The organism is Pseudomonas brenneri, from assembly GCF_007858285.1.
Lineage (GTDB): Bacteria > Pseudomonadota > Gammaproteobacteria > Pseudomonadales > Pseudomonadaceae > Aquipseudomonas > Aquipseudomonas brenneri.
The window spans coordinates 223855-235991 of sequence record NZ_VFIL01000001.1 but is presented as its reverse complement, the minus strand read 5'-3'; the positions used below and the strand labels follow the sequence as shown (position 1 = coordinate 235991).

Here is a 12137-nt window from a genome sequence, read left to right as displayed (position 1 = left end):
TTCTACCAGCCCTCGCAGGAGGACTCATGGACACACCGGACAATAAACCACCGACCTTCTGGCAGATGCTTCATAGCGTGATGGCTGCCGCTTTTGGTGTGCAGAGCGGCAAGAACCGCACGCGGGACTTTACCCATGGCAAGCCCAGCCATTTTGTGGTGCTGGGGATTGTGTTTACCGCCGTATTTGCCCTGACACTCTTTGCCATCGTCAAGCTCGTACTGCTTATGGCCGGGGTATAGGCCCGATTATTTCAACAGCATCTGCAGGCTGAAGGGATATTGGTAGGCCGCAGGCTTGCCCTGGGCCGAGAGTTCACGAAAATTCACGCCATCGCCCTCATGACCACGCTTGTCCAGCAAGCGCTGGGCCTGGGGCTCGTCAATCAGCTGGAACAACTTCACCTGCCGCTCGCGCTCGCCAGGGTCTTGGATGCCCACGCCCCTGGCGTCGTCGTGCAGCAGCACCATGGCCCAGCCACCGACGGTGAAATGCCCGGCCACCAGCGCACTGATTCGTCCCTGCAGGCGCGCTTGCAGGACGTCGGGAGAACTGTTGATCGCACTGAACAAAACCTCCTTGCCGGGCGTGCGCCCGCTGCCATTCAAGGCCTGCATGGCCCCCAGGGCCATTTCATCATTGGCCGACCAGACCAGCGTGGCCTGCGGGTAACGCTTGAACATCAAGGTTGCTTGATCAAAGGCGCGCTGGCGGTTCCATTCGCCATAGACCAACTGGCGCAAATGAACTTCAGGGTGTTCGCGCAAGGCGCGCTGCAGTCCCTGCTCGCGCGCCTGTGCGGTCGGCGTGTTCTTGGCACCGGAAAACGCCAGCAAGTCCAGGGTCGTGCCGGCCGGGACAGGCCCGTGCTGGCGCAACAACTCCTTGAGCATCAGGTAACCGCCCTCCTCATCATTGGCGGTGATGCTGCCCATCCAATTGGGATACTTGCCAGCGTCCAGCAGTTGCACCTGATCGGGTGTCAGGGCGTTATTGACAATCAGCAACTTGACCTGGCTGCCCTGGGCCATCCGCAGGATCTGCGGGGCGATGTACTGCTCGTTGACCAGCACCAGGTAATCCGGGGACTGTGGGCCTTGCAGCGCTTCACGAGCCTGCTGCAGGGTATTTTGCGGGTCACGCTCGGAATAGCGCACACGCAAATCCAGGCCGAGGTCCTTGGCCGCGGCCTGCATGAATTGCGCATAACTGACCCAGAAGGTTTCAGTGGACATACCTGGGTTGAGAAACACCACTGACGTGGCATGGGCCATCGCCCCGAACATCATCCCCACCCACCACAAGCACCCGCAGATAACCTTCGACATTTCTGCCCGAACCCTGAGAATTGACAGATCATAATAGTGGCAATAAGCCTTTTGATCTTGGCTATTTATCAGCAGGTCGGACAGTTTTGTGCGATCAGTTCCCTCTATTGGTGGCTGACCCAGAACACAGCGGCTGAAACCACCAGGATAATCAGAAACAGAATCGCCCAGGCGTCCACGGTACTGTCAGGTTTACGGGCTTTGGTTGGATTGCTCATCGCATCGCCTCTTGTCGGTTTTATAGGTGATTGCACTAAGACTCGACCACAGTAAAGATCATGCTTTCCCGCATGACAAGTGTGGGTATCGCGATAACTGTTCTCATTAGTCGATTTGGTTCTTTGCATATACTAAAACATCACTTTTGCGCATAAACGCAAGCTGGTATCGTGCGCCGGCTCCGTTGGGAGTGCGCGGCCGTGCGCGCAGATTTGCCGAGAACAGGACCTATATGTACGTATACGACGAATACGATCAGCGCATCATCGAGGACCGCGTCAAGCAGTTCCGTGATCAGACCCGACGCTATCTGGCAGGTGAACTGAGCGAAGAAGAGTTCCGCCCTCTGCGCTTGCAAAATGGCCTTTATGTTCAGCGCTTTGCGCCGATGCTGCGGGTCGCCGTGCCTTACGGCCAACTGACTGCGCGCCAGACACGCATGATGGCCAAGATCGCCCGAGACTTCGACAAGGGCTATGCCCACATCAGCACCCGCCAGAACGTGCAGTTCAACTGGCCGGCCCTGGAAGACGTGCCGGACATCCTGGCTGAATTGGCCACCGTGCAGATGCACGCCATTCAGACCAGCGGTAACTGCCTGCGCAACGTGACCACCGACCAGTTCGCCGGCGTAGCCGCCGATGAAGTGATCGACCCGCGCCCGTGGTGCGAGATCGTTCGTCAGTGGACGACGTTCCACCCAGAATTTGCCTACCTGCCGCGTAAGTTCAAGATCGCCATCAATGGCTCGACTTCCGACCGCGCCGCGATCGAAGTCCACGACATCGGCCTGGAACCGGTGTACAACGCCGCTGGCGAACTGGGCTTTCGCGTGCTGGTCGGTGGCGGCCTAGGCCGTACGCCGGTGGTCGGCGCCTTCATCAATGAATTCCTGCCGTGGCAAGACCTGTTGAGCTATCTCGACGCCATCCTGCGTGTGTACAACCGCTATGGCCGTCGTGACAACAAGTACAAGGCGCGCATCAAGATCCTGGTCAAGGCCCTCACCCCCGAGGTGTTTGCCCAAAAGGTCGACGCCGAGATGGAACACCTGCGCGGCGGCCAGACCACCCTGACCGAGGCCGAAGTGCATCGCGTGGCCAAGTACTTTGTCGACCCGGACTACAAGGCCCTGGGCAACCAGGACGCCGAACTGACCGCACTCGACCAGCAGCACCCAGGCTTTGCCCGCTGGCGCACCCGCAACACCCTGGCGCACAAGCAGCCGGGCTATGTGGCGGTGACCCTGTCGCTCAAGCCTACCGGTGTTGCACCGGGCGATATCACCGACAAGCAACTGGACGCCGTCGCCGACCTGGCCGAGCGCTACAGCTTTGGCCAACTGCGCACCTCCCACGAGCAGAACATCATCCTCGCGGACGTTGAGCAGAGCCAACTGTTCACCCTGTGGGGCGAACTGCGCGAAGGCGGTTTCGCTACGCCGAACATCGGTCTGTTGACCGATATCATCTGCTGCCCGGGCGGCGACTTCTGCTCCCTGGCCAACGCCAAGTCGATTCCGATTGCCGAATCGATCCAGCGCCGCTTCGACGACCTGGACTACCTGTTCGACATCGGCGAGCTGGACTTGAACATCTCTGGCTGCATGAACGCCTGTGGTCACCACCACGTCGGCCATATCGGCATCCTCGGGGTGGACAAGAAAGGCGAAGAATTCTACCAAGTGTCCCTGGGTGGCAGCGCCAGCCGCGATGCGAGCCTGGGCAAGATCCTCGGCCCATCCTTCGCCCAGGAAGCCATGCCTGACGTGATCGGCAAGCTGATTGACGTCTACGTCGAACAGCGCACCGAAGATGAGCGTTTCATCGACACCTACCAGCGCATCGGCATTGACCTGTTCAAGGAGCGCGTCTATGCAGCGAATCATTAAGAACAACGAAGTCGTCGACGAAACCTGGCACCTGCTGCCCAAGGATGCGGCGTTCGATGGTGTCTCCAACTGCGACGACCTGATCGTGCCATTGGCCCTGTGGCGTGAGCATGGCCACGCCCTCAAGGCCCGCGATGGCGGCCTGGGTGTGTGGCTGGACGCCGATGAAGAAGCCGAAGAAATCGGTGATGACGTGCAACACTTCCAGGTCATCGCCCTGAACTTCCCGGCCTTCACCGACGGGCGCAACTACTCCAACGCGCGCCTGCTGCGTGACCGTTATGGTTACAAGGGCGAGTTGCGGGCGATTGGCGATGTACTGCGCGACCAGTTGTTCTACCTGCACCGCTGCGGTTTCGATGCCTACGCCTTGCGCGCCGACAAAGACCCGTACGAAGCGCTGGAAAGCCTCAAGGATTTCTCGGTGACATACCAGGCCGCTACAGATGAGCCATTGCCGCTGTTTCGGCGGCGCTAGATACCTTCTGTAGGATGTAGGAGCGAGCTTGCTCGCGAAGATCGTCAACGATAACGCATGCTTTCTGGATTAACGCGTTGCTCTTGAGTTCTTCGCGAGCAAGCTCGCTCCTACAGGGCTCTCCAGTGACGCCAGCACCCGCTCCTGCCCCATGGAACAAGGCACGCCTTCGGGTTGCGCCCGAACCGTCTCGATCACGCCTAGCAACTGTGCCTTGCTGTGCGCCAACTGCACTTGCATCGCCTCGATCTGCTGCACCTTGCGCTCCAATCCTTCAATCAGTTCCTCCCGCTTGTGCTCCCCCGCAACAGGCATCATCGCCTTGAGTTCCTGCAGGGTAAATCCAGCCTGCTGCGCGCTCTGGATCAATTGCAGCATCTGCAGTGCCTCGGGGGCATAGCGCCGATAGCCGTTGGCCTGGCGCCCCACCTGGCTGATCAGCCCTTGCGCCTCATAAAAACGGATACGCGATGCCGCCAGGCCACTTTGTTTTGCCAGCTCGCCAATATTCATCACTCGATCCCGCTTGACATTAAAGTTAACTTTAATCTTAGCCTGAGGCCTCCCTCGCTCAGGAGTCAACTCATGTCACCCTTCGAACCCTTGCAACTGCCCAACGGCCAAGTCATCGCCAACCGTATCGCCAAGGCCGCGATGGAGGAGAACATGGCCGATGCCAACCAAGCACCCTCCCCCGCGTTGAAGCAGTTGTACAAGGCCTGGGCGGACGGTGAGCCGGGCTTGTTGCTGACCGGCAATGTGATGGTCGACCGTCACGCCATGACCGGCCCCGGCGGCGTAGCCCTGGAAGACGAACAACACCTGGACAGCTTCCGCGAGTGGGCAGCGATTGGCCGGGCCAAGGGCATGCACTTCTGGGTGCAACTCAACCACCCAGGGCGCCAGACCATGGCCAATCTGGGCCAGCAAGCCTTGGCGCCGTCGGCGGTGCCCCTGGACCTGGGCGGTTTCTCGAAGATGTTCGCCAAACCCAGGGCGATGACCGAAGACGATATCCAGGACGTCATCACGCGCTTTGCCACTAGCGCACGCCTGGCCGAAAAAGCCGGGTTCAGCGGCGTACAGATCCATGGGGCCCACGGTTACCTGCTCAGCCAGTTCCTCTCCCCCTTGAGCAACCGGCGCAATGATCGCTGGGGCGGCTCGCTGGAAAACCGTGCCCGCCTGCTGGTCGAAGTGATCAAGGCCGTCCGGGCAGTGGTCAGCCCTGGTTTTTGCGTGGCGGTAAAACTCAACTCGGCGGACTTCCAGCGCGGCGGGTTTGATGCCGACGATGCGCACGGCGTTGTGACCATGCTCAACACCCTACCTATCGATTTACTTGAGCTATCCGGTGGCAGTTACGAGGCACCTGCAATGCAAGGTGAGGCACGCGATGGCCGAACCCTCGCCCGAGAGGCGTATTTCCTGGAGATGGCCACTGAGCTAGCAAAACAGGCCAACATGCCGGTGATGGTCACGGGAGGGATTCGCCGTTTGCCGGTGGTGCGACAGGTCCTGAACAGTGGCATCGCCATGGCCGGCATTGCCACGGCCTTGAGCCTGGAGCCGCAACTGATCAAGCAGTGGCGAGAGGGCCGCGACAGTCACCCGCAATTGCGCCCGATTGGCTGGAAACGCAAGGCGCTGGCATCCCTGGCGACCATGGCGGTGGTGCGCTATCAACTACGCCGGTTGAGCCAGGGCCGCCAGCCCAACCCGCGCGTCGCACCGCTGCTGGCGCTGATTCAAGACCAATGGTTCGCCGCCCGGCGCACACGGCAATATCGACTGGCGATGGCCAATCAAGCAGCCTGACCCTATGCAACAGACCCAGCCACCAGGACTGGGTCTGGTTGATCCGTCAGCCCTTCTGCTTCGCCACCCATTTGCCATAGGCATCGATGAACGCTTGCAGGAACGGCTTGGTTTTTTCCGACAGCTTGCCTGACTCATCGAACGCACTGCCTGCGCCACCCAGGTAGGCTTCCGGTTGCTGCATGCAGGGCACATCCAGAAACACCAGGGACTGACGCAAATGGTGGTTGGCGCCAAACCCGCCAATGGCCCCCGGCGACACACTGATGATCGCCCCCGGCTTGCCACTCCAGGCGCTCTGGCCGTAGGGGCGTGAGCCTACGTCAATGGCATTCTTCAAGGCCGCCGGCACCGAGCGATTGTATTCAGGGGTGACGAACAGCACCGCATCGGACGCCGCCAACTGCTGGCGGAACGAGGTGTAGGCCGCAGGCGGCGTGGCACCATCAAGGTCTTCGTTGTAGAGCGGCAACTCGCCGATTTCGACGATGCTGAGCTTGAGGTTGGCCGGCGCCAATTGCGCCAATGCCAGGGCGACCTTGCGGTTGATCGACTCTTTTCTCAAGCTGCCGACCAGTACGGCAATCGTATAGACCTTGCTCATGGGGCTTTTCCGACATCTGACTAAAGGAGCCTGTAGTTATAGAGCCTTCGCCGGCCTATCACCAGCGGGTTTTGCCCAACTGGCGGTTGTTTTGCGCCGAGATCTGCCTATAGGAAAAATAAGCAGAACATCAGCGAATAGTATTTTTCCTATGTAGGTAAACTACCCGCCTTAATGACGGTCTACAGAACCGCAAATCGGTGTTTTTCTCCAGAGGTTCTAAACAGATGGCAGCAGTACTTGTCGGACAATTCCATGCCCGCGACGCGGAAGGCCGCGTTTATTCAGTGCATGAATTTCAGGAGTCCACCTCGTCAGACGGCGGTTCAGAACCGGTAATTTCCTACAAGCTGGCGATTGGTGACCGGGTCAACAAGGTCGATGACAACACCTTTGTATTGGTTCAATCGCAGGTCTCCCTGACCCGCGAACCCGAAAACACGCCTGTTTGATAAGGCTGTGCCTCCAGGCAGAAGTCATATGAGCGGACTTAGGTTAGGATTCACCCGGTGAATCCCTTACCTGCTGAACATGGACTTCATGCATGCGTTTACGTCATATCGAAGTGATTCAAGCCATTTTGCAGACCGGACACCTCGGCACTGCCGCCGAATGGTTGCAACTGGCTGTGTCCGATGTGGACGCCACCCTCAAGGACGCTGAACAGCAGTTGGGATTCATGCTGTTCGCCAGCGTCCGCGGGCGGTTGCAGGCCACCCGTGAAACCATGGCCATGCAGGCGCAGATCGCCCATCTCTACGAAGCCCTGGAGCCTATACAGCGCCTGGCCAGCAGCCTCAAGCACCATCATGCCCCACCGCTGCGCACGCTCTGTACACCGCCGTTGGCCAACCAACTGCTGCCGCAAAGCATTGCGTTGTTGCGCCGACGTTTCCAGGACACCCCCTGCAACCTGTCCAGCCAACCGACACGCGACATCGTCAGGAGCCTGCTGCTGCATGAGGCCGACCTCGGCCTGAGCCTGCATGACCCTGAGCACCCGCAAATCACCAGTACCGTGCTGGCCCAGGGCAAGTTGCAGTTGTTGGCACCCCATGGCTGGCTCAAGCCCCGGCAGAAATACATCGCCCTGCAAGAACTGGCCGGCCAGTCGATGATCGGCCTGGAGGGGCAAGACCCGTTGAGCCAGTGGCTGGACAGCAAGCTACAGGCCCTGCGACCGTTGCCGGTGATCCAGACACGGGTGCAGACCTACCAGATGATGCGCAGCATGGTCGAGGCCGGCGAAGGGTTGGCGGTGGTCGATCCATTCACCGCCAGCGGCGCGCGGGAGGCAGGCCTGGATACTTGCCCGCTGTCGCCGCCGATCCTGGTGAGCCTGTATGGACTGACGGTCAAGGACAGCAGCCCGAGCCCTGCGCTCAATGCGTTGCTGGAGATTGTCACGCAGAAGGCACAAGCCCTGTTGTCCCCGATCGGCTAAGCACGCACTCACAGTGGCCTTGCTACCGTGTAGGAGCGAGCTTGCTCGCTCCTACAGGGCCCTTGCCACAGCTGCAACTCAGTTGAACAAGCGATACCAGAAAATCGCCACTTCCCGCGTCTGCGGGTCAATCCCGCGATAACGCAGGTGGTCGATGCCACCCATCACATAGCCGCTGCGCTCGTATAGCCGGCACGCGCCCAGGTTGTTGTTCTGGGTCTCCAGCATCATCCCCGGCAGGTTTTTCTTGCGGCTCCAGAATTGCGCCACATCAAGCAAGGCCTTGGCCACACCATGTCGGCGGGCCGGCAGTACCACCGCCAGCTCATCAACATGGGCATACCCGTTCCAGTTGGTACTGACGACGATATGGCCAACCGGACGATCATCCAGGTAAGCCATGAACACCGCACTGTCGGCGGCATCGCGGTAGCTGGCGAATTCCTCGGGATCGATACCGTAGCATTTGCGATATGGCAGGATCTGCTCCACCGCCCATTGATCGACAGGCTTGCCCAGCTCTGGCGTGCCATACACGCACACCTCAAAGCTGAAATCATTACCCCATACGTAGGCGTCAAATCCCTCGTCGGCGACTCGCACACTGAGCCCCGGGTACTTCGGATTCACTACAGCTTGCATAACCTTCCTTAACACTTGATGCAATCGACGGTGTAACAACGACCGCTGCCGTCGTCTTCGTGTTGTAACCCATGCACATCGGCGACAAACCCGGGGAAACTGCTATCGAACTCCCGGGCAAAGGCCAGGTAGTCGATGATCGAACGCGTCGATTCAGTAAAGCGCTCCCCCGGCATGATCAGCGGAATGCCCGGCGGATAAGGCACCAGCATCACGGCAGCGATACGCCCTGGCAAGGCGTCGATGGAAACCGCCTCGACCTCGCCACGGACCAGTTGGTCATAGGCATCGGCCGGTTTCATCGCGATTTCAGGTAAAACGGTGTACATGCGCTTGAGGTGCTTGGCTGTGGCATTGCTGCGATAGCAGCCGTGCAACTGGTCGCACAAATCCTGCAAACCCAGGCCCTGATAGCGTGCCGGCCCTTGCTGGAATACCGACGGTAGGCAACTGGCCAGGCTGGTATTGGCGTCGTAACTGCGCTTGAACTCCAGCAATTCCGTCAGCAGGGTACTCCACTTACCTTTGGTAATACCCATGGAGAACAGCACCAGGAACGAATACAGCCCGGTCTTTTCTACGACCAGGCCACGTTCCCAAAGGAATTTGCTGACCACCGCCGCCGGAATCCCGCAGTCACTCAAGGCGCCACCCGCTGTCAGGCCAGGCATGACCAGGGTGACCTTGATCGGGTCGAGCAACACATAGTCTTCGGCGATATCCCCAAAGCCGTGCCAGTCGGCTTCCGGCTGCAACAACCAGTCAGCCGTCGCGACCCGGTCGATACCGGCCACCGAAGGCGGTTGCCAGATGGAAAACCACCAATCATCGGCGGCGATATGCTGGCGCAGATTGGCCAGGGCCCGGCGAAAGCTCAGGGCCTCATCGAACATTTCCTGGAGCAACGAACGCCCTGCCGGGCCTTCCATCATGGCCGATGCCACATCAAGCGAGGCGATGATGCTGTACTGCGGCGAGGTGGAGATATGCATCATGAACGCCTCATTGAAGCGATCACGATCCAATTGCCGCGCCCCACCGTCCTGTACATGGATCATCGAGGCCTGGCTGAATGCCGCCAACAATTTGTGCGTCGAGTGCGTTGTGAACACCAGCGGGCTGTCGGGCGTACGCGAAGTGCCCATGCCATAGCGCCCGGCGAAAAACTCGTGGAAGGCGGCATAGGCGTACCAGGCCTCGTCAAAGTGCAGCACTTCGACACTGTTGCCCAATTGCTGCTTGATCAACTCGGCGTTGTAACACAGGCCGTCATAGGTCGAGTTGGTCACCACCGCCAGCTTGACCTTGGGCTCGCGGCCACGGGTCAAGGGGCTGGCCTGGATCTTCGCGCGAATCGACTCGCGGCTGAATTCCGTGAGTGGAATCGGGCCGATGATTCCCAGCTCATTGCGCTCCGGGCACAAGTACAGCGGGATCGCCCCGGTCATGATGATCGAGTGCAACACCGACTTATGGCAATTGCGATCCACCAGCACCAGATCATCGCGCCCGACCATGGAGTGCCAGACAATTTTGTTCGCGGTAGACGTGCCATTGATCACGAAGAACGTGTGGTCAGCACCAAAGTTTCGGGCCGCGCGGGCTTCGGCTTCGGCCAAGGGGCCGGTGTGATCCAGCAGCGAGCCCAGCTCCGGCACCGACACTGACAAGTCAGAGCGCAGGGTGTTCTCCCCGAAGAACTGATGAAACGCCTGCCCCACCGGGCTTTTGCGATAGGCAACGCCACCACCGTGCCCCGGGGTGTGCCAGGAATAATTGGAATCGGCCGTGTGCTGCACCAGGGCCTTGAAGAATGGCGGCAACAGGCCATCGAGATAAGTACGCGCCGCGCGGGCCACCTGCCGGGCCAGGAACGGCACCGTATCTTCGAACAGGTAGAGAATGCCACGCAGTTGGTTGAGCTCGCTCATGGCATCGGCCGGGGCATTTTCCAGAGTGACTTGCTCACCCAGGGCAAAGATCGGCAGGTTGGGCGCACGCAGGCGCGCCAGGCGGATCAGCTCCACCATATTTTGCAGCAGATGGGTATTTTCCCCGGCGCCTTCAGCGGCGATCAACATGCATGCCAGGCCATGATGGGTCGAGGCCACCAACCGGCCTTCGGCGTAATCCATGGCGGAGAAAATGCTGAAACCCTCTTGCTCCAATTCCCGGGCGATTCCTCGGACCCGATCACCTGCAACGGTGTCAGCCTTGATGTCGCGGTGCACGATCAGGATGGGGAACTTCAGGTCTTTGTACATGAGGGCTTGGCGTCCTGAGGGCGATGTACTCAGGGTAGAAGCTGGGAGCGAATGTGGCGAATGAAGATAATAACTAATGTAGGAATGGGCTTGTGTGGGAGCGGGCTTGCTCGCGATAGCGGTGGGCCAGTAACGAATGCGCTGACTGTCACACCGCAATCGCGGGCAAGCCCGCTCCTACATTTTTGACCGCAATTTAGTGCTGGGTCAGTTGAGTCCACAACGCCGGCGCACCCGCCGATTTGGCGATGGCTTCCAGGCGTGCCGCGTGCTCGGCCATGTCCTGCTCGCTGGCGCGGATGATGGTGGTGGCTTTGCGATCAGCCGGCAGGCGGCGGATTTCCGAAGGCCGGTTGCCCGAGCCTTCTGCCGAACCGTTGCCATCGGAGGCGTTACCCGCCAGGGACAGGCTGGTCTGCCCACCGGTCATGGTCAGGTAGACGTCCGCCAGGATCTCCGAGTCGAGCAAGGCGCCGTGCAATTCACGGCCGGAGTTGTCGACCCCATAACGCTTGCACAAGGCATCGAGACTGTTGCGCTGGCCCGGGTGGCGCTCACGGGCCATCATCAGGGTGTCGAGGATCGAGCAGTGACGGGTGATGTCCGCGCGATCCGCCTGGCCCATCAGGGCGAATTCGTTGTTGATGAAGCCAACGTCGAACGCCGCGTTATGGATGATCAGTTGCGCGCCGTTAATGAACTCGAAAAACTCATCGGCAACTTCCGCAAAGCGCGGCTTGCCCACCAGGAATTCGTTGGTGATACCGTGGACGCCAATCGCACCTTCGTCACTTTCCCGGTCGGGCTGCAGATACACGTGGAAATGCCGACCGGTGAGACGGCGGCCCATCAACTCGACACAACCGATTTCAATGATCCGGTGACCATCGGTCACCGGCATGCCGGTGGTTTCGGTATCGAGTACAACAGATCGGATGGCCATCAGGGTTCAGCTCTCAACGGTTCGGTGCATTTCAAGGGGCGAGATATTAGCACGCTCTATAACCGAAGCGACCCATGGCAGAAGCCCATGGGCGCGCACCCAACAGTTTTTTACAAGGTTTAGCAAACCTGCTGCTGTTTGCTACACGCGTCGTTGCTAGCCTGCGTGCCTCTCTCTGATGCGGAATACTCAGGTTCATGTTCAACATAAAATGGCTGTTCACGTTGTGCCTGTTCGGCGCCGCCAGTGTGCAGGCCACCAGCTTTGTCATGACGACTGACGCACTGGTCAGCCTGTCGATGAGTGCCACCAAAGGCACCAGCAGCAGCTTCAAGGACGACAAAGTGGTGCTGGCGGCCAAGGCTGACGCCGCCTCGTTTGTCGCAAGCCAAGGTGAAATACACGGCGTCCAGTTGGAATCGGCATTCCAGCACATTCGCCACACCCTGGTGGACTTACAGTGCACGGACGAGCAACTCGCCCGTGCAATCCTGATCCTGTGACCG

At 59.6% G+C, this 12137-nt stretch carries 13 protein-coding genes; 7 read left to right on the top strand and 6 right to left on the bottom strand.

Annotated elements, in window-relative coordinates:
• The first annotated feature begins 26 nt into the window (after positions 1–26).
• Positions 27–242: a DUF2970 domain-containing protein gene (locus FJD34_RS01165; protein WP_032861196.1), complete on the top strand. Its 216-nt coding sequence runs from the start codon at positions 27–29 to the stop codon at positions 240–242.
• Between the two features lie 6 nt (positions 243–248).
• On the opposite strand, the gene FJD34_RS01160 is transcribed toward FJD34_RS01165, so the two are convergent.
• A complete protein-coding gene (locus tag FJD34_RS01160) occupies positions 249–1328 on the bottom strand; it encodes an ABC transporter substrate-binding protein (RefSeq protein ID WP_032861198.1) in 1080 nt (359 codons plus the stop codon).
• 451 nt (positions 1329–1779) lie between these two features.
• On the opposite strand from FJD34_RS01160, the gene FJD34_RS01155 reads away from it, so the two are divergent.
• Positions 1780–3438, top strand: a complete 1659-nt coding sequence (locus tag FJD34_RS01155; RefSeq protein ID WP_090291181.1) for a nitrite/sulfite reductase — start codon at positions 1780–1782, stop codon at positions 3436–3438.
• The gene (locus FJD34_RS01150; RefSeq protein WP_032861201.1) at positions 3422–3916 is read left to right on the top strand and encodes a DUF934 domain-containing protein; all 495 of its coding nucleotides are present in this window, start codon (positions 3422–3424) and stop codon (positions 3914–3916) included. The genes FJD34_RS01155 and FJD34_RS01150 overlap by 17 nt, the downstream gene beginning before the upstream one ends.
• Positions 3917–3985: 69 nt before the next feature.
• Here the strand turns inward: FJD34_RS01150 and FJD34_RS01145 are convergent, their stop codons facing one another.
• Positions 3986–4429 carry a MerR family transcriptional regulator gene (locus FJD34_RS01145; RefSeq protein WP_065943060.1) on the bottom strand — a complete coding sequence of 148 codons (444 nt, stop codon included), beginning with the start codon at positions 4427–4429 and terminating at the stop codon, positions 3986–3988.
• Positions 4430–4501: 72 nt separating this feature from the next.
• On the opposite strand from FJD34_RS01145, the gene FJD34_RS01140 reads away from it, so the two are divergent.
• A complete protein-coding gene (locus FJD34_RS01140) occupies positions 4502–5734 on the top strand; it encodes an NADH:flavin oxidoreductase/NADH oxidase family protein (RefSeq protein WP_065943061.1) in 1233 nt (410 codons plus the stop codon).
• A 46-nt stretch (positions 5735–5780) separates the two neighbouring features.
• Here FJD34_RS01140 and FJD34_RS01135 read toward each other — a convergent pair whose 3' ends face one another.
• Positions 5781–6338, bottom strand: a complete 558-nt coding sequence (locus FJD34_RS01135) for an NADPH-dependent FMN reductase (RefSeq protein ID WP_032861203.1) — start codon at positions 6336–6338, stop codon at positions 5781–5783.
• Between the two features lie 227 nt (positions 6339–6565).
• Here FJD34_RS01135 and FJD34_RS01130 point away from each other — a divergent pair, with 227 nt between their 5' ends.
• Both FJD34_RS01130 and FJD34_RS01125 read left to right on the top strand, forming a co-directional pair.
• Positions 6566–6790: a hypothetical protein gene (locus FJD34_RS01130; RefSeq protein ID WP_032861205.1), complete on the top strand. Its 225-nt coding sequence runs from the start codon at positions 6566–6568 to the stop codon at positions 6788–6790.
• Between the two features lie 92 nt (positions 6791–6882).
• On the top strand, positions 6883–7782 hold the full coding sequence (locus FJD34_RS01125; protein WP_065943063.1) for a LysR substrate-binding domain-containing protein: 900 nt from the start codon (positions 6883–6885) through the stop codon (positions 7780–7782).
• A gap of 78 nt (positions 7783–7860) precedes the next feature.
• Here the strand turns inward: FJD34_RS01125 and FJD34_RS01120 are convergent, their stop codons facing one another.
• From FJD34_RS01120 to dnaQ, 3 genes are all read right to left on the bottom strand, one after another.
• Positions 7861–8424 (bottom strand): GNAT family N-acetyltransferase, encoded by a 564-nt coding sequence (locus FJD34_RS01120; protein WP_032861208.1) that lies wholly within the window; start codon positions 8422–8424, stop codon positions 7861–7863.
• Positions 8425–8432: 8 nt separating this feature from the next.
• Positions 8433–10688 (bottom strand): Orn/Lys/Arg family decarboxylase, encoded by a 2256-nt coding sequence (locus FJD34_RS01115; RefSeq protein WP_032861209.1) that lies wholly within the window; start codon positions 10686–10688, stop codon positions 8433–8435.
• A gap of 196 nt (positions 10689–10884) precedes the next feature.
• Entirely contained in the window at positions 10885–11625 is a 741-nt protein-coding gene (gene dnaQ / locus FJD34_RS01110) for a DNA polymerase III subunit epsilon (RefSeq protein ID WP_162237649.1), read from the bottom strand.
• A 203-nt stretch (positions 11626–11828) separates the two neighbouring features.
• Here dnaQ and FJD34_RS01105 point away from each other — a divergent pair, with 203 nt between their 5' ends.
• On the top strand, positions 11829–12134 hold the full coding sequence (locus tag FJD34_RS01105) for a DUF2388 domain-containing protein (RefSeq protein ID WP_090291182.1): 306 nt from the start codon (positions 11829–11831) through the stop codon (positions 12132–12134).
• Positions 12135–12137: the final 3 nt, after the last annotated feature.